Origin of the sequence: Streptomyces zhaozhouensis, from assembly GCF_900230195.1 — a bacterium.
In the GTDB taxonomy this organism is placed as follows: domain Bacteria; phylum Actinomycetota; class Actinomycetes; order Streptomycetales; family Streptomycetaceae; genus Streptomyces; species Streptomyces zhaozhouensis.
In genome coordinates, this window is sequence record NZ_OCNE01000026.1 from 18,176 (window position 1) to 38,327 (window position 20,152).

Sequence of the window (20,152 nt, forward strand, 5' to 3'; positions counted from 1 at the left end):
GGAGTTGTGGCACGGAACGCTTCTCCGCGACCCCGCCCCGTGAACGTGGGTGCGGGGCGGCTGGGGCGGCCCCCGACCGCCGGTGGGCGACACCCCCGCCCCGTGAACGCGGGTGCGGGGCGCGCGGCCGGGGTGGGACAATGAGCCGGTCACCTCAAGCAAGAAGGAGAAGTGCCAGCCGTGGGTCAGACCACCATGGAGACCGACTGGGTCTCCCGACTCGCCGACGAGGTCATCGCCGAGGCGGAGCGTCGCGCCCCCGGCAAACCGGTCGTCTGCGCCTCGGGCCTGAGCCCCTCGGGCCCGATCCACCTCGGCAACCTCCGCGAGGTGATGGTCCCCCACCTGGTGGCCGACGAGATCAAGCGGCGCGGGGTGCCCTGCGAGCACCTCGTCTCCTGGGACGACTACGACCGCTTCCGCAAGGTGCCGGCCGGCGTCCCCGGCGTGGACGAGAGCTGGCAGGAGCACATCGGCCGTCCGCTGACCTCCGTGCCGCCCCCGGCCGGCAGCGCCCACACCAGCTGGGCCGAGCACTTCAAGGCGCCGCTGAAGGCCGCGCTGGCGGAGATGGGCATCGAGGTCAGGGGCATCAGCCAGACCGAGCAGTACACCTCGGGCGCCTACCGCGAGCAGATCCTCTTCGCGATGCGCGAACGCCGGCGGATCGACGCCGTGTTGGAGCGCTACCGCACCAAGGGCAAGGACTTCCAGGACGCCGCTCTGGCGGCCAGCGAGGACGCGGCGGAGCTGGCGGCCGTCGAGGGCTCCGGGGCCGCGAGCGAGGACGACGGCGGCTCCGGGGACTCCGGCTACTACCCGTACAAGCCCTACTGCGGCGCCTGCGGCCGGGACACCACCACCGTCACCTCCTACGACGACGAGACCACCGAGCTGCGCTACACCTGCGCCTGCGGCTTCGAGGAGACCGTCAAGCTCAGCGCGTTCGACCGGGGGAAGCTGGTCTGGAAGGTCGACTGGCCGATGCGGTGGGCCTACGAGGGCGTGGTCTTCGAGCCCGCCGGCGTCGACCACCACTCGCCGGGCTCCTCCTGGGTGGTCGGCGGCCAGCTGGTCTCCGAGATCTTCGGCGGCAAGCAGCCGATCGGGCCGATGTACGCCTTCGTCGGGATCAGCGGCATGGCCAAGATGTCCAGCTCCCGAGGCGGCGTCCCGGTGCCCTCCGACGCGCTGGAGATCATGGAGGCCCCGCTGCTCCGCTGGCTGTACGCGCGGCGGCGCCCCAACCAGGCGTTCAAGATCGCCTTCGACTCCGAGATCCAGCGCACCTACGACGAGTTCGACGCGCTGACCCGCCGCGTGGCCGCCGGCACGGCGCAGCCGGCCGACCTCGCCGCGCACGGCCGCGCCGTCTCCACGGCGGCCGGCGCGCTGCCGCGAACCCCGCGCCCGCTGCCCTACCGGATGCTCGCCTCCGTGGTGGACATCACCACCGGGGAGGCGGAGCAGACGCTGCGCATCCTGCGCGAGGTCGACCCCGACAACCCTGTCGGGTCGCTGGACGAGGTCCGGCCCCGGCTGGACCGGGCGACCCGCTGGGTGGAGACCCAGGTGCCGGCCGAGCAGCGCACCCGCGTGCGCACGGAGCCGGACACCGCGTTGCTGGACTCGCTCGACGAGGAGCAACGCGCCTCGCTTGAGCTGCTGTTGGAGGGACTGGACAACCAGTGGTCCCTCGACGGGCTGACCGCGCTGCTCTACGGGGTGCCCAAGCTGCGGGCGGGGCTCGCGGTGGACGCCAAGCCCACTCCGGAGCTGAAGGCGGCGCAGCGCGGCTTCTTCGCGCTGCTCTACCGGCTGCTGGTCGGTGGTGAGACCGGCCCCCGCCTGCCGACGCTGCTGCTCGCCGTCGGCGCCGAGCGCGTCCGGCGGCTGCTCGGCGGCTGAGGCCGCCCTCCCCGCGCGGCGCGTCCTCGCACGTCTCTCCGGGGCCTCCGGCGGCCGAGCGGCCGCCGGAGGCCCCGCCGCGCTCCCGGGCGGACCGTGCGCGATGCCGGGCCGGGGCGGCGCGGTGGGGCGACGCCAGGGGCGGGGCAGGGCGCGTGGCCCCGGTACGTGGCGCTTCCCGGCGGCGAACGAGGACGGCATGGCTCTCCCCCCGGCGTCCAACCCCACGACGCCCGACGACTCTTCACTGACTGTCACCATGGTGCGGGGGTAAGTGACACTCCGTCGTCATCCCCGGGGAGGGTTCCCCGCCCTACGAAAGGACTACACAGAGCGACGAGAAGGACGCGCCGAGGAGGAGCGCGTCGCGGGGGCGCGTGTCGAACGCCCGCGCCCCCCCGGGGGCCCGTCGCCCGCCGAGGGCGGGCAGGGCCGAGGGCGGGCAGGGCGGAGGGCGGGCACGGCCGCACGCGGGCGCTCCGTGTCAGACCCCGGTGCCCATCTCCGCGCTGTACCGCTCCCTGAACCCCCGGGTGTAGGCCCGCAGATACTGCTCGCTGAGCAGCGTCCCGTCGGTGTCGGTGATGGCGAACCGTTCGTGCAGAAACCGGGAGAGCTGCCGGGCGTTGGGGAAGTCGCCCTGTTCGACTATGTACTGGCGATAGGCGTCGTAGAAGGCGTCGCTCGGCGGCCCGCCCTCGGCCGGTCGCCCGCCCCGCTCGGCGTGTTCCGCCTGCCAGGACTGCTCGTGCGCCTCCCCGACGGCCGGGGCGTTCCCCAGCGCGCGCCGCCGCCCCGGTCCCACCGGCACGGTCACCGCCGCCTCACCCGGCGCGGCCTCCGCCGCGGGCGCCCGCTCCCCGTCGCCGTACGGCTCCTCGATCCGGTCGGGCTCCTCGGCCCGGTGATGCTCCTCGGCGCGAAACGTTTCCTCGGTGCGGGACGGCGCCCCCGCGTCCGACGGCGCGTACTCCTCTTCCGCGACGCGCGGTCGGCCACCCCGGCCGGCGCCCGCCGCCTCCCCCCGCGCAGGGGGCACCGCGTCCACCGGCTCCCGGGCGGTCCGGGCGGCGCGGGCGCCGGCGTGCTCGTCCCCGCCGTTGACCTCGCCGGGTACCGGCCGGAACCCGCCGTTCAACCACGCCGGTTCGACCGCCTCCTCGACCACCTCGGCGGCGCCCGAGCCATCCTCCGGATGGCGGACCTCGGGGCGCTCACGCCCCGCGCGTTCCCTCAGCCGTACGCGCTCATCGCCCCCCGCGCGCCCCCCGTTCTCCGGCGGCACGCCGCCCTCCGGCGCCGGCGGCCGCTCCTGGGCGCCCACCGCCAGCCGGGGCCGCGCCGCGGCCAGGCCGGTGGCGGCCGTCTCGCGCAACGGCACGCCGTAGCGCGCCAGTTTGAGCGGCATCCTCGCCTCGACCGGCGCCCTGCGCCGCCAGGCCCTGCCGTACTCGGCGCGCAACTGCGCCTGGTAGACCAGTCGGTCGCGCTCCATCGTGATGACCTCCTGGTAGGAGCGCAGCTCCCACAGCTTCATCCGCCGCCAGAGCCGGAACGTCGGGATCGGCGAGAGGAACCACCGCCACATCCGCACGCCCTCCATGTGACGGTCGGCGGTGATGTCCGCGACGCGACCGATCGCATGACGGGCCGCTTCGACCGTGATCACGAAGAGCACGGGAATGATCGCGTGCATCCCGACGCCGAGCGGATCGCCCCAGGCCGAGGCGCCGTTGAAGGCGATGGTGGCGGCGGTCAGCAGCCAGGCGCTCTGGCGCAGCAGCGGGAAGGGGATGCGCAGCCAGGTGAGCAGCAGGTCGAGGGCGAGCAGCACCACGATGCCGGCGTCGACGCCGATGGGGAAGAAGGGGGCGAAGTCGCCGAACCCCTTGCGCTCCGCCAGGTCGCGGACGGCTGCGTAGGAGCCGACGAACCCGATGGTGGCGATGACCACGGCCCCGGCCAGCACGATGCCGACGAGGACGCGATGCGCACGGGTGAGTTGGATCGCGGCCACTGCTGGTGCCTCCCAGGGGTCGCCGGTGGGGTCCCGGTGTCGGCCCCAGACTGGCACATGCCGACAGGGCATGTACGCGCCGACCGTGCCGCGCCCCGCCGACGGCGCCCCGTCACCGCGGCGTCGCCCCGCCGACGGCGGCCCGTCAACTCCCGTGCGCACGCCCCTCGTCGCGGGTGAGCTCGCCGCGCCGGCGCGCTGAGTCGCGCCCAGTCGCGCTCAGTCGCGTTCTGGCTCGACTCCCTCGGCCGCGTCCCCGGACTCTCCCGAGTCCTCCGAGTCCTCGCCGCCCTCTTCCTCGCCTTCGCCGCCGCCGGCAGCCGAGCCGAGCTTGGCCGCGGCCTCCTGCGCGGCGCGGTCGGCCGCCTCCTTGACGTCGCCGGCGCCCGGCGCGTCGTCGTCCTCGAAGCCGGCGCCCGAGTAGTCGACGGTCAGCACGACATTGCCGTCGCGAACGACCACGCGCTGCTGCGTGTAGTCGTGTTCCGCGTCCTCGGCCTCCTTGGTGACCCGGTAGGCGACGGAGACCGCCTCGTCCCCGGTCTCCGGCAACTCCTCGGCCGCCGGCTCCTGGTTGGCCTCGTCGCCCGTGATCTCGTCGACCATCTGCTGGAGGTAGGCGGTGGCCCGCTCGTCGCCGCTGCCCACGGCCGGGTCGGAGTCGAAGCGGCGCAACGAGACGGTCAGCGACCGGAACTGGTACTCGTCCAGGCCGTTCCACAGGCAGGCCGCCGAGGTCGTGGTGTTGCTGGACTCCAGCTCCTCGCCCTCCTCGGGGTCGGCCTCCGGCACCACCTCCCCGATGGTGTCGCCGCTCACCAGCGAGCAGGGCTCAGGGACTTCGGCGAACTTGACGGGCTCGGGGGTCGGGCTCTCGCTCGCCGGCGCGTCGTCGTTCTCCGGCTCCGGGTCGGAGGAGCAGCCGGCGACGAACAGCACGGGCGCTGCGGCCAGGGCCGTCATGCGGACGGCGAGTCGCGAGGCTTTACCGTTCATGTCTTCTTCGCTTCCGTTACCAGTCACTCGTTGCGGTGGGCCGTGTCCTGCCCCGTCACGGTACGCCCGCCCGGGGCCGCCGGTCCGAAGGACGCGGCGGCGTCAGCCGTCCAGGCCCTCGGCGAGCTGCCTGGCCACCGACTCGGCGTGCGACTGCGTGCTGGAGCTGTCGGGCGCCGCCTCCGGCCGGGTGGTGGAGACGCCGTACACGACGGTGACGATAACGTTCGCGTTGCGGAACGCGAGGGTCACCTGTCGGCGGTCTCCGGTGTCGTTGCTGGTCAGACGGTCATCGAGAAACGCGACGTGACCAATGCCATCGAGCTTTCTGGCGGCGGTGCTCGTGGAGTCCCCGAGGTTGGGCGAGACATGGTCCGCGCCGCCGTCGCCGTCTCCGCCCTCCTCGGGGCCGTCGTCCGAGTCCTCCTCGGTGATGGTGACCCCGGCCTCGGCGGCCAGCTCCTCGAAGTCCCGCTCGGCCTGGTCGTCGTCGCTGACCTCGGGCTCGTAGGAGATCACCCGTTGGAAGTCGACGCTCAGCCGCCGGGTGTCGGAGCCGTCCGCGTGCCGCCACTCGCAGCCGACGCGGCGGCCGGTGTCGTAGGTGGCCAGCGGCTCGCCGGCGTAGGTCTCGGGGTCGGCGCCGGGCAGCAGTTCGGCGAGGGTCTCCTGCCGCACGGCGCCGCAGGGTTCGGGGAGCCCGGAGTAACGGCCCTGGCCGGCGGCGGTGCGGGTGTCGCCCGTGGTGTCGGAGCCGTCGGTGTCCTCGGAGCCGCCGCCGCCCGAGCAGGCGACGCTTCCGAGTATCAGCGCCACGGGCAACGCGCACCGCGTGACCCTTGCCCAGCCTCGCACCTGGCCTCCTCGGGACTCTTGACAGCCGGCCGACGTTCGCAGGGCACCATGTCTACCCCAGGCGACCGCCAAACGGGTAACGGGCACGGCTGAGAAGGGCGACGTGTCCGGTGCCGGGAGCGCCCGGGAGCGCCCGGGAGCGCCCGGGAGAGGGGGAGAGGGCCGGTTCAGGGCCAGACCAGGCAGTAGGGCTGGTGCCCCGCCTCGTGCAGTCGCCGGGAGAAGTCCTGCCACTCGTTGAGCAGCCGGTAGACGCCGAACGCGTCGTTGGGGCCGCTGCGGTCGGGCACCGTCGACCAGATGAACGCGGCGGCGCCGACGGTCTCGTCGCCGATGCCGCGCAGCGGGTCCACCACCGTGGTCGGCAACTTGACGACCGCGTAGTCGGGGTGGAGCACCACCAGCTCCAGCGGGGGCACCCGGTGCAGCGGTATGCCCTCGATGCCGGTCAGCACCATGGCGGCCATCGTCTCCGGCTTGATCCGGGTGAACATCCCCTGACCCAGCTCGTCCCCGCCCAGCTCCTCGGGGCGCATGGAGAGCGGCACCCGCGCCGCGGTGGCGCCGTCCGGGGCGCCGAAGTACTTGTACGTCACGGCCATCCGGCCGCCTCGACCCCGCAACTCGAACTCGCCGTTGTCCGTCCTGCGGCGGTGTCTGCCCCGGCGGGAGCGGGATCGGGGTGAGGGCTCAGATCCGTGATCTCCCGTTCCCTCGCCGATTTCGCCACCGCGCTGCATGTCACCACCTGACTACTCGCGACCCCGCCGCACAAACCCGATCATCGTTCCAGACACCTCCCCCCTCAGGCGGCTGCGAAACGCCCTGACACCGAGCTGTGAGGGGCTGATGTCACCATGGACCGCGTGACCCGATCCATCGAAGCCCCAGTCTCGCAGACGCTCTACGACCGCGCGGCCAGTGTCACCCCCGGTGGCGTGAACTCTCCGGTACGTGCTTTCGGCGCCGTGGGCGGTACGCCCCGTTTCATGGTGTCCGGTACCGGTCCCTACCTCACCGACGCGGACGGGAGGGAATATGTCGATCTGGTGTGCTCCTGGGGGCCGATGATCCTCGGCCACTCCCATCCGGTCGTCCTGGAGGCGGTGCGCGCCGCCGTCGAGCGCGGCACCTCGTTCGGCACCCCGACGCCGGGGGAGGTCGAGTTGGCCGAGGAGATCGTGGGCCGGGTCGACCCGGTCGAGCGGGTGCGGCTGGTCTCCTCGGGCACCGAGGCGACGATGTCGGCGATCCGGCTGGCCCGCGGCTTCACCGGGCGCGCCAAGGTGATCAAGTTCGCCGGCTGCTACCACGGCCATGTCGACGCCCTGTTGGCCTCCGCGGGCTCGGGGGTCGCGACGTTCGGGCTGCCCGACACGCCGGGCGTCACCGGCGCGCAGGCCGGCGAGACGCTGGTGCTGCCCTACAACGACCTGGCCGCCGTCACCGAGGCGTTCGAGGCGCACCCGGGCGAGATCGCCTGCGTGATCACCGAGGCGGTGCCGGGGAACATGGGCGTCGTCCCGCCGCTGCCCGGGTTCAACGCGGGGCTCGCGGAGCTGTGCCGGCGACACGGCGCGCTGCTGGTCTCCGACGAGGTGATGACCGGCTTCCGGATGAGCCGACAGGGCTGGTACGGCGTCGAGGGCGTCGAGGCCGACCTGTTCACCTTCGGGAAGGTGATGGGCGGCGGCTTCCCGGCGGCGGCGTTCGGCGGACGGGCCGACGTCATGGACAAGTTGGCGCCCTCGGGCCCGGTCTACCAGGCGGGCACCCTCTCCGGGAACCCGGTGGCGACCGCCGCCGGCCTGGCCCAGCTGCGGCTGCTGGACGACGACGCGTACGCGCGGCTGGACGCCACCTCGGCGCGGCTGCGCGCGCTGGCGGCCGACGCGTTGACCCGCGAGGGCGTCGCGCACCGGGTGAGCGCGGCGGGGAACATGTTCTCGGTGTTCTTCACGGACGCGGAGGTGACGGACTTCGCCACCGCCAAGGCCCAGCAGACGTACCGTTTCACCGCGTTCTTCCACGCGATGCTGGAACGCGGGGTCTATCTGCCGCCGTCCGCCTTCGAGGCGTGGTTCGTCTCCACGGCGCACGACGAGCGCGCGCTGGAGCGGATCGCCGAGGCGCTGCCGGCGGCGGCGCGGGCGGCGGCCGAGGCCGAGGCGCCGGAGTGAGGCGCCGGTCGGGAACGACGGGCACGGCGGGGGAACGGAACGGGCCGCCGGGCCGCGCGCGGATAGCGGCGGGTGCGACGACAGCGGGAGTGGAGCGATGAGCGGCAGCGAGCGGACGACCGTCCATGTGATGCGGCACGGCGAGGTGGACAACCCGGAGGGCGTCCTCTACGGGCGGCTGCCCGACTTCCACCTCTCCGACCTGGGGCGGCGGATGGCGGAGCGGGTCGCCGAGCGGGTCGCCGAGCGCGACGTCACGCACGTGGTGGCCTCGCCGCTGGAACGGGCGCGGGAGACGGCGGCGCCGATCGGCAAGGCGCTGGGGCTCCCGGTGGAGACGGACGGCCGGCTGATCGAGGCGGCCAACGTCTTCGAGGGTAAGACCTTCGGCATCGGCGACGGCGCGCTGCGCCGCCCGGCCAACTGGCGCCATCTGCGCAACCCGTTCCGCCCCTCCTGGGGTGAGCCCTACGTCGACCAGGCGGTGCGGATGAAGGGCGCGCTGGACGCGGCCCGGGACGCGGCGCGCGGCCACGAGGCGGTCTGTGTCAGCCACCAGCTGCCGATCTGGGTGCTGCGCAGCTGGGTGGAGCGGCGGCGGCTGTGGCACGACCCGCGCAGCCGGCAGTGCACGCTGGCCTCGTTGACCAGCTTCACCTACGAGGGGGACCGGATCGTGTCGGTCGCCTACACCGAGCCGGCGCTGGACCTGGTGCCGCCGCATCTGCGCGCGGGGGCGAAGAAGGTCAAGGGCGCCAAGGGGTTCGGCGCCTGACGGAAGCGGCCGGCGGCCCGGAGACGGGGGGCGACAAAGATCGCTTCGGGACGCATGGGAAACTTTTCACATGATCCAGTCTCGGGTTGTCAAGGGTGCCGTGGCCGTCGCCGGCCTGGTGGCGCTGACCGCGTGTTCGGGCGACCAGGCGGGGCCTTCCGGCGGCGACAGCAACATCGTGCAGGGCAACGGCGACATCACCGTCGTCGACGCCGCCGACCGCCAGGCGCTGCCGGAGCTGTCCGGCGAGACGGTCGAGGGCGAGCAGCTCAGCGTGAGCGACTACGCCGGGGACATCCTGGTGCTCAACGTGTGGGGCTCCTGGTGCGCGCCGTGCATCGCCGAGGCGGACAACCTGGTGACGGTCGCCGAGGAGACGGCCGACCAGGGCGTCCAGTTCGTCGGGATCAACACCAGGGACCCCTCCGTGGAGAACGCCCGGGCGTTCGAGGAACGCCACGAGGTGCCCTACCCGAGCCTGTACGACCCGGACGGGCGGCTGCTGCTGGAGTTCCCGAAGGGGAGCCTCAACCCGCAGGCCGTGCCCTCCACGCTGATCGTGGACCGGGAGGGGCGGATCGCGGTGCGGCTGCTGAAGCCGCTGACCGAGGACGAGTTGCGGGACGCCCTCGATCCGGTGATCGCGGAGGGCTGACCCGAGCATGGGCTACAACGAGACGGTACTGAGCGGGGCGCTGCTGCTGGCGCTGCCGGTCGCGGTCTTCGGCGGCCTGGTGTCGTTCTTCTCGCCCTGCGTGCTGCCGTTGGTGCCCGGCTACCTCTCCTATGTCACGGGCGTCGGCGGCGCCGACCTCGCCGAGGCCAGGCGCGGGCGGATGCTCGCCGGCGCGGGGCTGTTCGTGCTGGGCTTCACCGCCGTCTACGTCTCCGGGGGCGCGCTCTTCGGCGGGTTCGGGGCGACGCTGCTGGAGCACAGGTCCGTGCTGAACAAGGTGTTCGGCGTGCTGACCATCCTGCTCGGGCTCTTCTTCATGGGCGCGCTGCCCTGGCTGACGCCGCGCGAGTTCCGGCTGCGGACGCGGCCGGGGATAGGGCTCGCGGGCGCCCCGATGCTGGGGATCGTCTTCGGCATCGGCTGGATGCCGTGCGTGGGCCCGACGCTGGCCGCCGTCAACATGCTGGCGTTCAGCGAGGGCACGGCCGGGCGCGGGGCGCTGCTGGCGTTCGCCTACTGTCTGGGTCTCGGGCTGCCGTTCATCGCCGCGGCCCTGGCGTTCCGCAGGATGCTGGGGGCGTTCGGCTGGGTCAAGCGGCACTACCTGTGGGTGATGCGGCTGGGCGGCGCGATGCTGATGGTCACCGGGGTGCTGCTGGTCACGGGCGCCTGGGACCGGATGGTGTACGAAATGCAGGTCTGGAGCGTCCAGTTCACCCCGGGAGTCTGACGCATGACACGAGATGACGCTCCCCGCTCGGGCGTCGCCACGGACGGCGGCCCGGAGGGTGAGCCGGCCGAGGTGCCCGACCAGCGGCGCGACGAGGAGTCGGCGACCGCGGGGCTGACCACGGCGCCGCTGGACGGCGACGAGGACACCGCCGAGGGCGGACGCGCGGACGGCGAACGGGCCGCGGGCGCCGCCGTGCCCGGCTCGTTCGCGGGCACGCGCGCCCCCGGCGTGGGCGGTGCGCTGTCCTGGGTGGCGCGCGAGCTGCTCGGCTGGGGGCGTTGGTTCTGGCGGCAGCTCACCTCGATGCGGGTGGCGCTGCTGCTGCTCCTGCTGCTGGCGCTGGCCTCCATCCCCGGTTCGCTGATTCCGCAGGAGCGGTCGGACGTCACGGTCGCGGCGGACTTCCGTCAGCGGAACCCGGGACTCTCCGAGTTCTACGACCGCTTCCAGCTCTTCGACGTGTACTCGTCGATCTGGTTCTCCGCGATCTACATCCTGCTCTTCATCTCGCTGATCGGCTGTATCGTCCCCCGGACCTGGCAGTTCATCGGACAGTTGCGCGGGCGCCCCCCGCGCGCCCCCCGGCGGCTGGACCGGATGCCGGCGTACACCACCTGGCGCACCACCGCCCCGCCCGAGGAGGTGCTGGCGGCGGCGCGGCAGCGGCTGCGGCGCCGGAGGTTCCGCACGGACGTCGCGGACACCCCGGGGCGCGAGGGGCAGGTCGCCGCCGAGAAGGGCTATCTGCGCGAGGCGGGCAACCTGCTCTTCCACGTCGCGCTGATCGTCATGCTGGTCGCCTTCGCCGCCGGGCAGCTCTACCACTCCGAGGGCGGCAAGCTGGTCGTCCAGGGCAGCGGCTTCACCAACGCGCTGCCGCAGTACGACGACTTCTCCTCCGGCCAGCTCTACGACGTGGACGAACTGGAGCGGTTCGGCTTCACCCTCGACGAGTTCCACTACGCCTACAGCAGGGACAGCGTCGACATCGGGACGCCCACCGAGTTCCGCGCGGACGTGACCTACTGGACCGACGACGGCACCGAGGAGTCGTCGAGCATCGAGGTCAACGAGCCGCTGCGGGTCGGCGACGCCAAGGTGAGGCTGCTCGGCCACGGCTACGCCCCGGTGGTGACCGTCACCGACGCGGAGGGGAACACCGCGTTCAGCGGCCCGGTGCCGTTCCTGCCGCAGGACAACGGCTTCACCTCGACCGGCGTGATCAAGGTCAGCGACTACGTGGGGCCCGACGGGGAGCACGACCAGCTCGGCTTCCAGGGCTTCTTCAACCCGACGTACAACATCGACGAGGTGCGCGGCCCGCACTCGACCTTCCCCGAGCCGGACTACCCGGTGCTGACGCTCAACGCCTTCCACGGCGACCTGGGCATCTCCTCCGGCATCCCGCAGAACGTCTACCAGCTCGACACCGAGGACATGGAGCAGCTGACCGACGAGAGCGGCGACCTGTTCCGCTTCGACCTGCTGCCCGGCGAGTCCGTGGAGCTGCCGGAGGGGCGGGGCACGCTGACCTTCGAGGAGTTCGAGAACTGGGCCACGTTCCAGATCGCCACGCGCGAGGGGACCAGCTGGGCGCTGTACGGCTCGATGGCGGCCATCGCCGGGCTCGTCGGCTCGCTCTTCCTCCAGCGCCGCCGCGTGTGGGTGCGGGCGCGGACCGAAGCGGACGGGCTGACCGTCGTGGAGATGGCCTCGCTCGGCCGCACCGAGTCGGCGAGGATCCCCGAGGAACTGGCCGCCCTCGCCGCCGACCTCCAGCCGGACGCGCCGATGGAGCGGCCGGCGGAGCGGGACGGGGCGGCGGACGCCTCGAACGAGGCCCCGGAGGGCGACGACGCGGAGGGCGACGACGCGGAGCGTGACGCCTCCGGGACGGACGCCACGGGGACGGACGCCACCGAGGACGACGACGCCGGGGCCGCGCCCGACGCGCCAGACGCACGGAAGCCAGACTCACCGCCCGCCGAAGGAGCGCGCTGATGATGCTCGCCGCCGACCAGGGCCTCGCCGACACCAGCAACCTGCTGGTGTACACGGCGATGGCCGTCTACGCCCTGGCCTTCCTGGCCTACGTCGCCGAGTGGGTCTTCGGCGGACGCAGCCGGGTCGCCAGGACCGCGGCCTCCCTGGACACAGGGGACCAGGACACGGACGCCGCGACCCCCGCCGTCACCGTGCGGAAGAACGGCGCGACCAGCGTGCTGGAGCGCCCCCGGGTCGTGACCCGCTCCACCGGCCCCGGCCGGCCGGAGACCCTCGACGGCCCGGGCGCCGCCGGCGGCGACGAGCGCGGCGACACCTACGGCCGGATCGCGGTCGCGCTGACCTCGCTGGCCTTTCTGATGCACCTCGGCGGCGTGGTGACCAGGGCGATCGCGGTGGAACGCGGGCCCTGGGGGAACATGTACGAGTTCTCCACCGCGTTCTCCATGGTGGTGACGGGCGCGTTCCTCACCCTGCTCCTGCTGCGCCGCAACGTGCGCTGGCTGGGGCTGGTCCTGGTCGGCACGGTCCTGCTGGACCTGGGGCTGGCCACCACCGTGCTCTACACCGAGACGCAGCAGCTGGTGCCCGCGCTGGACTCCATCTGGATGTGGATCCACGTCCCGCTGGCCATCTTCTGCGGCGGGCTGCTCTACCTGGGCGCGATCGGCAGCGTCCTCTTCCTGCTCAAGGACCGCCACGAGGCGAAGCTGGCCGCCGGCGCGACGCCGGGAAGGCTCAGCTCGTCCGTGCTGGGGCGGCTGCCCTCCTCGGTCTCCCTGGACCGGTTCTCCTACCGGATCAACGCGGCGGTCTTCCCGCTGTGGACCTTCACGATCGTGGCCGGGGCGATCTGGGCGGAGAACGCGTGGGGGCGCTACTGGGACTGGGACCCGAAGGAGACGTGGGCCTTCATCACGTGGGTCGCCTACGCGGGCTATCTGCACGCCAGGGCCACCGCGGGCTGGAAGGGCAGGAAGGCGGCCTATCTGGCCGTGATCGGCTTCATCTGCTTCCTGATCAACTACTACGGTGTGAACATCTTCTTTGACAGTCTGCACTCGTACGGCGGGGTCTGAGCGCCGGAGAGAAGGGACGGCACCGCCGCCGAAACGGCTTCCGCGGGGTGTCGTCCACCCGCCTTCGACGAGGGCCCGCCCGGTTTCCGGCGCGGGCTCCGCGTCGTTTCCGGGCCTTTCTCGTGACCCCGGCCACAGCGAAATCGGGCCTACGGCCGCGCTTAGCAGCGGGAAATGACAAAGGGCCCGGGACTTTCGTCCCGGGCGCGTGGGGAATCCCGTCAGAAGGCGGTGTGACAGGGGGCGCGGCGCCCGCACTCCGTTCCCTTCCTGGTGAGAGCGCCGCAGGTCGGAGCCGCTGCCGAGGGTGGTGGAGCGCGTGCGCGAAAGGGCGCTCCGCACCCGGGGGCGACGGCCGGGAAAGCGCCGGGAAACGGCCGCGCCCGCTACGAGACCGGGTCGTATCAGGGGGTCTTGTGCGGGGTTCCGAGCGTCGGTTATCAAGGTGGTGTTCGGTCGTTTTGTCCGGATAACCCCGATTTATCGAGGTGGACTTCCATGCCTAAGATCACCACGCACCGCATCCGCGAGAACCTCCGACTGCGCACCCGCGTGGCCACCGTGGCCGCCGCCGGTCTGACCGCGTCGGCCGTCCTCACGGGCGCGGCGGTGGCGGCCGACGGCAACCCCGCCGACGTCTACGCCGCGCACACCGTCGCCGAGGCGATGGGCTCCGGGCACGGCGGGCCGACCGGAGGGTCGGCCGGCACCGGCGCCGAGGAGGCCCCGGGCAAGACCGCCGAGAAGCCGAAGGCGAGTGACTGGGTGTCGCCGATCTCGGGTGACTACGAGCTGTCGGCGACGTACGGCAACAGTGGTGACCGTTGGACCAGCAAGCACAGTGGTCAGGACTTCGCCGTGCCGACGGGTACCGAGGTGTCCTCGGTGCACGAGGGGACCGTGGTGAAGGCCGGTGGCAACGGTGCCGGTGACGGTCCCGCGTATGGGAACGCGGTCGTGATCGATCACGGTGATGGCACGTTCAGCCAGTACGCGCACCTTTCCGAGGTGGACGTGGCCGTGGGTGATCAGGTGAAGACGGGCGAGGAGATCGCGCTGTCCGGTAACTCCGGTAACAGCAGTGGCCCCCACCTGCACTTCGAGATCCGCACGACCGCCGACTACGGCACCGCCGTGGACCCGATGGAGTTCCTGCGCGGCGAGCACGACGCGGAGGTGTGACCCCCACCCGCCGACCGACGAGACGGCCCGGGCGCCCGGCGCGCCCGGGCCGTCGGCCTGTCCGGGGGCGGGAGCGCTTGTGCGGGATTACGTAATTACGTAGTCTCGTGGTCATGGAGCTGGAGGAACGCGTCGCCGCCCTGGAGCGGCGGCTGGCGGAGCTGGAGGCCGGGGCCCGGCCTCCGACGGGTGCTTCCGCGCGGGACGAGGACGCGCTCGCCGAGCGGTTCTGGGCCCTGCGCGGGCTCAAGGAGCGGCAGGACGAGGCGGCCGACGAGGGCGGCGCGGTGCTCTACACCGGCGCGGTCCGGCTGCCCACCGACGAGCGCTACGAGTGGCAGTACGGGCAGACCGTCGAGGCGCTGCTGGAGGGCGACTGGTCCTCGCGAGCCGACGCGTTCGCCGCGCTGGGGCACCCGGTGCGGCTGCGGCTGCTGCGCGAGGTGCTGGCCGGCCGCCGCACGGCGGCGGAGCTGGCCGAGCTGCCGGAGACCGGCACCACCGGCCAGATCTACCACCATCTGCGCCAACTGGCCGCCGCCGGCTGGCTGACCGCCGCCGGGCGGGGGCGCTGGACCGTGCCGCCGCAGCGCGTCGTGCCGCTGCTGGTCGCGGTCACCCTGACCGGTCCCTAGGACCTGTCCGGGCGGACAGCGGTCCGCCAGCCCACCGCCTTCGGGAGCCACCAGGAAACGGGGAGACACTATGCCGCACACGAACCAGCCCACCACCCACGCCACCGCGGGAGAGCGCGAGGGACCGAGCGCCCCCCGCACGCCCCCGAGCCCCCGACGCGCGCGGAAGACGTTCGCCGTGCTGGGCCGCTGCTGCTGGCTGGCGTTCCTTGCCTACCTGGTCACCGACCTGCTGACCGGGCTGCCGATGCTCGGCGGCTGGCTGCTGATCGCCGCCGCCTGCGCCAGCCAGGCCACCGCCGCCGTGCTCCTGCGCCGCGACGAGCCGCGCGACGCGACCCCGCTGACCGTGGCGCCGCCCGTCACGGGCACCTGGTCGGCGCTGAACAGCCCGGCCGACCGGGTGCCCAGCCACGGCATCAGGAAGTACGGGCAGAGCCACGCCATCGACATCGTCGCCGAGGGGGAGCGCCCCGCCTTCGGCTGGTGGCCGCCGGTCCGGCGGAACGCGGACTTCCCCGCGTTCGACGCCCCGCTGCTGGCCGTCGCCGACGCCACCGTGGTCAGCGCGAGCGACCGGCAGCGGGACCACCTCAGCCGGAACTCGTGGCCGGCGCTGCTCTACCTCTTCTTCGAGGGCGCCCTGCGGGACATCGTCAGCGGACGCCTGGTGGTGGGCAACCACCTGGTGCTGGACCTCGGCGACGGCACCTACGCCGCCTACGCGCACCTGCGGCGCGGATCGTTGACCGTGCGCCCCGGTGAACGCGTGCGCGCCGGTCAGGAGTTGGCGCGCTGCGGGAACTCGGGGAACACCACCGAGCCGCATCTGCACTTCCAGCTGATGGACCGCCCCGACCTGGACACCGCCTGCGGGCTGCCGTTCCGCTGGGAGGGCGTCGGGGTCCCGCGCACGCGGGAGTCGTTCACGGTGCCCGCGGAGGCCGCGCGGCACTGAGGCCGGCCTCCGCGGGGGGTGGGGCCGGCCTCGAAGCGGGTGGGCGCGGGCGGGGGCGTCAGCCCTTGCCGCCGGCGGGGGGCTCGGGGGGCGTCCCCGGGCCCTCGTCGCCGTCGCCACGCTGGCGCAACTCGTCCTCGCGTCGCCGGAGATCCTCTTCCCAGCTCTCCAGCAGCTCCTTGTCCTTCTCTTCCTCGCCGTCCCGCTCGCCCTTGGCGGAGCGGTCCTTCTCCTCGCCGAGCGAACGGAGGAACTCGGGGTTGTCGTCCGGCGCGACCCAGCCGGCGTTCCCCCGGCGGCGCGGCCCGCCCTCGCCACGGCGGCGGCCGATCAGGATCCAGGCCAGCGGGCCGATGACCCAGGCCAGGACGATCAGCGCCAGCCAGACCAGCTTGGGGAGGTGGCGCACCTCCTCGTCCTTGGTGCTGATGCAGTCCACCAAGGCGTAGATGGCCAGGGCCAGAGGTACCAGAAACATCAGCACCCGCAGCATGGTAGTCCCCCTGGGCGAGACGGTGTGGGCCCCAGCGTGGCCCCTGACTAGGGCCAAGGGTAATGCGTCCGGAATACTGAGGCCCATGGCATACGACGACCTCCGCGCGCTGCTGAAGGCACTGGAGAAGGACGGCGACCTCAAGCGGGTCAAGGCGGAGGTCGACCCCCATCTCGAAGTGGGCGAGATCACGGACCGCGTGAACAAGGCCGGCGGCCCCGCGCTCCTCTTCGAGAACGTCAAAGGCTCCGACATGCCGCTGGCGATGAACGTCTACGGCACCGACCGCCGGCTGCTGAAGGCGCTCGGCCTGCGTTCCTACGAGGAGATCGGCGAACGCATCGGCGGCCTTCTCAAGCCGGAGCTGCCGCAGGGATTCGTCGGATTCCGCGAGGCGTTCGGCAAGCTCGCGTCGATGGCCCACGTCCCGCCGAAGAAGGCCAAGGACGGTCCGGTGCGCGAGGTGGTGCTCAAGGGCGACCAGGTCGACCTCGACCGGCTTCCGGCGCTCTTCACCTGGCCGCGGGACGGCGGCTCGTTCTTCAACCTGGGCCTCACCCACACCAAGGACCCCGAAACCGGCGTGCGCAATCTCGGTCTCTATCGGCTGCAACGCCACGACCGGCGCACCATCGGAATGCACTGGCAGATCCACAAGGACAGCAGAAACCACTACCAGGTCGCCGCCAGGCGCGGTGAGCGCCTTCCGGTCGCCATTGCCTTCGGCTGCCCGCCGGCCGTCACCTACGCGGCGACGGCGCCGCTGCCGGGAGATATCGACGAATATCTCTTCGCCGGTTTCGTGGGCGGGAAAAGGGTCGAAATGGTCGACTGCGAGACCGTTCCGCTCCAGGTGCCGGCCGCGGCCGAGGTCGTGCTGGAGGGCTGGCTGGAGCCGGGCGTGACGCTGCCGGAGGGCCCGTACGGCGACCACACCGGCTTCTACACGCCGCAGGAGCCGTTCCCCGCGCTCACCATCGACTGCGTGACCATGCGGCGCAAGCCGATCCTCCAGTCCATCGTGGTCGGCCGCCCGCCCACCGAGGACGGGCCGCTGGGCCGCGCCACCGAGCGGTTCTTCCTGCCGCTGCTGAAGGTGATCATCCCGGACGTCGTCGACTACCACCTGCCGGAGAGCGGCGGCTTCCACAACTGCGCGATCATCTCGATCGACAAGAAGTACCCCAAGCACGCGCAGAAGGTGATGTCGGCCGTCTGGGGCGCCCACATGATGTCGCTGACCAAGCTGGTCATCGTCGTGGACGCGGACTGCGACGTGCACGACGAGCGAGAGGTGGCCTGGCGCGCGCTGGGCAACGTGGACTACGCGCGGGACGTGCTGCTCACCGAGGGCCCGGTCGACCACCTGGACCACGCCTCCTACCAGCAGTTCTGGGGCGGCAAGGCCGGCATCGACGCGACCGCCAAGTGGCCGGAGGAGGGTTACACGCGCGACGGCGGCTGGCCGGAGATGATCGTCTCCGACCCGGAGATCGCCGAGCGGGTGACCAGCCGCTGGAAGGAGTACGGACTGTGACGGCCGAGGCGACGGACGAACGCCCGGCCGCCGGGCCCGGCCCGGTGCGGGCCTTCCTGCGGCTGGTGATGATCGAGCACTCGGTCTTCGCCCTGCCGTTCGCCTACATCGCGGCGCTGACCGCGATGTACCTCGACGACGAGAAGGTCGACTGGCCCACGTTGGGGCTGGTCACCGTCGCCATGGTGGGCCTGCGCACCTTCGCCATGGCGGCGAACCGGGTCATCGACCGCGAGATCGACGCCCGCAACCCGCGCACCGCCCACCGCGAGCTGGTCACCGGCGCGGTCTCGGTGCGCACCGCGTGGGTCGGGTCCGCGGTGGCGCTGGCGTTCTTCCTGGGCGCCGCCGCGCTGCTCAACCCGCTCTGCCTGGCGCTGGCCCCGCTGGCCGTCGTGCCGATGGTGGTCTACCCGTACGGCAAGCGGTTCACCGACTTCCCGCACGCGATCCTCGGGCTGGCGCAGGCGATGGGCCCGGTCGGCGGCTGGCTCGCCGTCACCGGCTCCTGGTCCTGGGACGCGGTGCTGCTGGGCGCGGCGGTCGGGCTGTGGATCGGCGGCTTCGACCTGATCTACGCCTGCCAGGACGTGGACTCCGACCGGGACGGCGGGGTGCGCTCGGTGCCCGCCAGGTTCGGCGTCGCGGGCGCGCTGCTGGGCGCGCGGCTGAGCCACCTGGTGACGCTAATCCTCTTCGCCTGGTACGCGCTGGCCACCGACGGCGGCCCGCTGCTGTGGACGGGCCTGGCCGTGGTGGCGGGGGCGTTCGCCTACGAGCACAGCATCGTCGGGCCAGGCGACCTGAGCCGCGTCAACCGGGCGTTCTTCACGGTCAACGGCTTCGTAGGCATAGCGCTGTTCTGCTTCGCGCTGGCGGACCTGGCGACCCGCGGCCTCGGCCTCGGCCTCGGCCTGTGAGGGCGGCGGCTCAGCTCACCCGGTAGCGCGTCAGCGTCCCGTCCGCGCCGAGCACCAGCAACGACTCGCCGTCCTGGCCGGCTGCGGTGGCCACGGGGGAGGGGAACGCCTCGGGCGTCAGCGGCTGCGGGGGGCCCGTGAGGCGCGGGCCGTCGAGCGGAAGCCGCGAGAGCGGCGCGGCGTCCCCGCTCGACGGGACCCACAGCGAACCGGCCGCATAGCCGACGCCGACCGGGTCTGATGTCTCGGCGGGCCAGCCGACCTCCTCCGAATCCCAGGTCAGGGGCGTGCCCCCGGCCCCGGCCTCACCGGCGCCGCCGGGCGGGATCTGCGCGACCCCGGCGACGTCCTCCTCGGTGACCGTGACCGCCCAGAGCCGGTCCCGGGCGGGGTCGTGGGCGAGGCCGCGCACCTGGGGGTAGCCGGCGGAGTAGATCCGGGGGTCGGGTGTCTGGTGGCCGCCGGAGTCCGTGGTGTTCGGCTCCAGGCGGAGGATCTTGCCGGCCAGCGACTCCGGGTCGCCGGCCTCCTCGGCGTCGGCGCCGCCCGTCGCGACGTAGAGCATCCCCTCGGGGCCGAAGGTGAGCGCGCCACCGCTGCCGGACTCGGCGAGGGGGAGCTGCCCGGCCAGAATGCCCGGGGTGCTGCCGAGCCCCGCTTCCTGTTCGTAGGTGAGTCGGGCGATTCGGACCTGTTCCGAGGTGCTGTAGGAGGCGTAGATCCAGCTGTCCTCGCCGTCTTCGTGGCCCGGATCGAGCGCGATGCCCAGCAACTCACCGGGGCGCTCCTGCGACAGGGCGGGAATCTGGCCCACGGGTGTGCTTTCGCCCTCCGCCGTCACGCGGACCAGGGCTCCGCTGCGAGAGCCGACCAGGACGTCTTCGCCGCCCGGGATCGGCGCGAGGCAGCAGGGATCCTCCAAGCCCTCGACCTCGGTGGTCACCGGGGAGTCGGCCGAACCCTCGGCGGGGGCGACCGGCTCGGGCTCCTCGGTCGGGTCCCCCGTCGAACCGTCGCTCGCTCCTTCGCCGTCCATCCCGTCCGTGCCCTTGGACGGAGGTGAGGGGTCGGACGCGATGCCGACGTGCTGCGCGCGGTTCTCGGCGGGACCGCCCGCGCAGCCGGCGAGCAGTGTGGCGCCCGCGACGGCGAACAGCAACGCGTGCTTCAACGGGCGCGGGTGCGCCGCCCGTTCACCCATCAG

The 20,152-nt window shown here is 72.8% G+C and carries 18 protein-coding genes; 12 read left to right on the plus strand and 6 right to left on the minus strand.

Annotated elements, in window-relative coordinates; genetic code table 11:
- The first annotated feature begins 195 nt into the window (after positions 1-195).
- A complete protein-coding gene (gene lysS, locus CRP51_RS25730) occupies positions 196-1,908 on the plus strand; it encodes a lysine--tRNA ligase (RefSeq protein WP_170970679.1) in 1,713 nt (570 codons plus the stop codon).
- Between the two features lie 484 nt (positions 1,909-2,392).
- Here the strand turns inward: lysS and CRP51_RS25735 are convergent, their stop codons facing one another.
- The 4 genes from CRP51_RS25735 to CRP51_RS25750 form a co-directional block, all read right to left on the minus strand.
- On the minus strand, positions 2,393-3,925 hold the full coding sequence (locus CRP51_RS25735) for a DUF2637 domain-containing protein (RefSeq protein WP_245880807.1): 1,533 nt from the start codon (positions 3,923-3,925) through the stop codon (positions 2,393-2,395).
- Between the two features lie 219 nt (positions 3,926-4,144).
- Positions 4,145-4,921 (minus strand): DUF3558 domain-containing protein, encoded by a 777-nt coding sequence (locus CRP51_RS29010; protein WP_170970677.1) that lies wholly within the window; start codon positions 4,919-4,921, stop codon positions 4,145-4,147.
- A gap of 102 nt (positions 4,922-5,023) precedes the next feature.
- Positions 5,024-5,737, minus strand: a complete 714-nt coding sequence (locus tag CRP51_RS25745) for a hypothetical protein (protein ID WP_097233741.1) — start codon at positions 5,735-5,737, stop codon at positions 5,024-5,026.
- 206 nt (positions 5,738-5,943) lie between these two features.
- Positions 5,944-6,516 (minus strand): hypothetical protein, encoded by a 573-nt coding sequence (locus tag CRP51_RS25750; RefSeq protein ID WP_097233742.1) that lies wholly within the window; start codon positions 6,514-6,516, stop codon positions 5,944-5,946.
- Between the two features lie 117 nt (positions 6,517-6,633).
- On the opposite strand from CRP51_RS25750, the gene hemL reads away from it, so the two are divergent.
- From hemL to CRP51_RS25795, 9 genes are all read left to right on the plus strand, one after another.
- Positions 6,634-7,956, plus strand: a complete 1,323-nt coding sequence (hemL, locus tag CRP51_RS25755) for a glutamate-1-semialdehyde 2,1-aminomutase (protein ID WP_097233743.1) — start codon at positions 6,634-6,636, stop codon at positions 7,954-7,956.
- A 97-nt stretch (positions 7,957-8,053) separates the two neighbouring features.
- Complete coding sequence (locus CRP51_RS25760) at positions 8,054-8,731, plus strand: histidine phosphatase family protein (RefSeq protein ID WP_097233744.1); 678 nt, start codon at positions 8,054-8,056, stop codon at positions 8,729-8,731.
- Positions 8,732-8,801: 70 nt separating this feature from the next.
- Positions 8,802-9,386 (plus strand): TlpA family protein disulfide reductase, encoded by a 585-nt coding sequence (locus tag CRP51_RS25765; RefSeq protein WP_097233745.1) that lies wholly within the window; start codon positions 8,802-8,804, stop codon positions 9,384-9,386.
- A 7-nt stretch (positions 9,387-9,393) separates the two neighbouring features.
- Entirely contained in the window at positions 9,394-10,137 is a 744-nt protein-coding gene (locus tag CRP51_RS25770) for a cytochrome c biogenesis CcdA family protein (protein WP_097233746.1), read from the plus strand.
- Positions 10,138-10,140: 3 nt separating this feature from the next.
- Positions 10,141-12,141: a cytochrome c biogenesis protein ResB gene (gene resB, locus CRP51_RS25775; RefSeq protein ID WP_097233747.1), complete on the plus strand. Its 2,001-nt coding sequence runs from the start codon at positions 10,141-10,143 to the stop codon at positions 12,139-12,141.
- Positions 12,141-13,223, plus strand: a complete 1,083-nt coding sequence (gene ccsB / locus CRP51_RS25780; protein WP_097233748.1) for a c-type cytochrome biogenesis protein CcsB — start codon at positions 12,141-12,143, stop codon at positions 13,221-13,223. Before resB ends, ccsB begins: the two co-directional genes overlap by 1 nt.
- Positions 13,224-13,721: 498 nt before the next feature.
- The gene (locus CRP51_RS25785) at positions 13,722-14,405 is read left to right on the plus strand and encodes a M23 family metallopeptidase (protein WP_097233749.1); all 684 of its coding nucleotides are present in this window, start codon (positions 13,722-13,724) and stop codon (positions 14,403-14,405) included.
- Between the two features lie 113 nt (positions 14,406-14,518).
- The gene (locus tag CRP51_RS25790; protein ID WP_097233790.1) at positions 14,519-15,040 is read left to right on the plus strand and encodes an ArsR/SmtB family transcription factor; all 522 of its coding nucleotides are present in this window, start codon (positions 14,519-14,521) and stop codon (positions 15,038-15,040) included.
- A 70-nt stretch (positions 15,041-15,110) separates the two neighbouring features.
- The gene (locus tag CRP51_RS25795) at positions 15,111-15,998 is read left to right on the plus strand and encodes a M23 family metallopeptidase (RefSeq protein ID WP_097233750.1); all 888 of its coding nucleotides are present in this window, start codon (positions 15,111-15,113) and stop codon (positions 15,996-15,998) included.
- Positions 15,999-16,056: 58 nt separating this feature from the next.
- Here the strand turns inward: CRP51_RS25795 and CRP51_RS25800 are convergent, their stop codons facing one another.
- Positions 16,057-16,491 (minus strand): PLD nuclease N-terminal domain-containing protein, encoded by a 435-nt coding sequence (locus CRP51_RS25800; RefSeq protein ID WP_097233751.1) that lies wholly within the window; start codon positions 16,489-16,491, stop codon positions 16,057-16,059.
- 85 nt (positions 16,492-16,576) lie between these two features.
- Here CRP51_RS25800 and CRP51_RS25805 point away from each other — a divergent pair, with 85 nt between their 5' ends.
- Both CRP51_RS25805 and mqnP read left to right on the plus strand, forming a co-directional pair.
- A complete protein-coding gene (locus CRP51_RS25805) occupies positions 16,577-18,028 on the plus strand; it encodes a menaquinone biosynthesis decarboxylase (RefSeq protein WP_097233752.1) in 1,452 nt (483 codons plus the stop codon).
- Positions 18,025-18,948, plus strand: coding sequence for a menaquinone biosynthesis prenyltransferase MqnP (gene mqnP / locus CRP51_RS25810; RefSeq protein ID WP_245880808.1), 924 nt, complete (start codon positions 18,025-18,027; stop codon positions 18,946-18,948). Before CRP51_RS25805 ends, mqnP begins: the two co-directional genes overlap by 4 nt.
- A 10-nt stretch (positions 18,949-18,958) precedes the next feature.
- Here mqnP and CRP51_RS25815 read toward each other — a convergent pair whose 3' ends face one another.
- Positions 18,959-20,149 (minus strand): PQQ-dependent sugar dehydrogenase, encoded by a 1,191-nt coding sequence (locus CRP51_RS25815; RefSeq protein ID WP_097233753.1) that lies wholly within the window; start codon positions 20,147-20,149, stop codon positions 18,959-18,961.
- Positions 20,150-20,152: the final 3 nt, after the last annotated feature.

What these genes read in the sequence shown, in the direction of transcription:
- lysS (WP_170970679.1), top strand. Translation starts at nt 196, where the DNA reads ATGGAGACCGACTGGGTCTCCCGACTCGCCGACGAGGTCATCGCCGAG.
- CRP51_RS29010 (WP_170970677.1), bottom strand. Translation starts at nt 4,921, where the DNA reads ATGAACGGTAAAGCCTCGCGACTCGCCGTCCGCATGACGGCCCTGGCC.
- CRP51_RS25750 (WP_097233742.1), bottom strand. Translation starts at nt 6,516, where the DNA reads ATGCAGCGCGGTGGCGAAATCGGCGAGGGAACGGGAGATCACGGATCT.
- hemL (WP_097233743.1), top strand. Translation starts at nt 6,634, where the DNA reads ATGGACCGCGTGACCCGATCCATCGAAGCCCCAGTCTCGCAGACGCTC.
- CRP51_RS25760 (WP_097233744.1), top strand. Translation starts at nt 8,054, where the DNA reads ATGAGCGGCAGCGAGCGGACGACCGTCCATGTGATGCGGCACGGCGAG.
- CRP51_RS25765 (WP_097233745.1), top strand. Translation starts at nt 8,802, where the DNA reads ATGATCCAGTCTCGGGTTGTCAAGGGTGCCGTGGCCGTCGCCGGCCTG.
- CRP51_RS25770 (WP_097233746.1), top strand. Translation starts at nt 9,394, where the DNA reads ATGGGCTACAACGAGACGGTACTGAGCGGGGCGCTGCTGCTGGCGCTG.
- resB (WP_097233747.1), top strand. Translation starts at nt 10,141, where the DNA reads ATGACACGAGATGACGCTCCCCGCTCGGGCGTCGCCACGGACGGCGGC.
- ccsB (WP_097233748.1), top strand. Translation starts at nt 12,141, where the DNA reads ATGATGCTCGCCGCCGACCAGGGCCTCGCCGACACCAGCAACCTGCTG.
- CRP51_RS25785 (WP_097233749.1), top strand. Translation starts at nt 13,722, where the DNA reads ATGCCTAAGATCACCACGCACCGCATCCGCGAGAACCTCCGACTGCGC.
- CRP51_RS25790 (WP_097233790.1), top strand. Translation starts at nt 14,519, where the DNA reads ATGGAGCTGGAGGAACGCGTCGCCGCCCTGGAGCGGCGGCTGGCGGAG.
- CRP51_RS25795 (WP_097233750.1), top strand. Translation starts at nt 15,111, where the DNA reads ATGCCGCACACGAACCAGCCCACCACCCACGCCACCGCGGGAGAGCGC.
- CRP51_RS25800 (WP_097233751.1), bottom strand. Translation starts at nt 16,491, where the DNA reads ATGCTGCGGGTGCTGATGTTTCTGGTACCTCTGGCCCTGGCCATCTAC.
- CRP51_RS25805 (WP_097233752.1), top strand. Translation starts at nt 16,577, where the DNA reads ATGGCATACGACGACCTCCGCGCGCTGCTGAAGGCACTGGAGAAGGAC.
- CRP51_RS25815 (WP_097233753.1), bottom strand. Translation starts at nt 20,149, where the DNA reads ATGGGTGAACGGGCGGCGCACCCGCGCCCGTTGAAGCACGCGTTGCTG.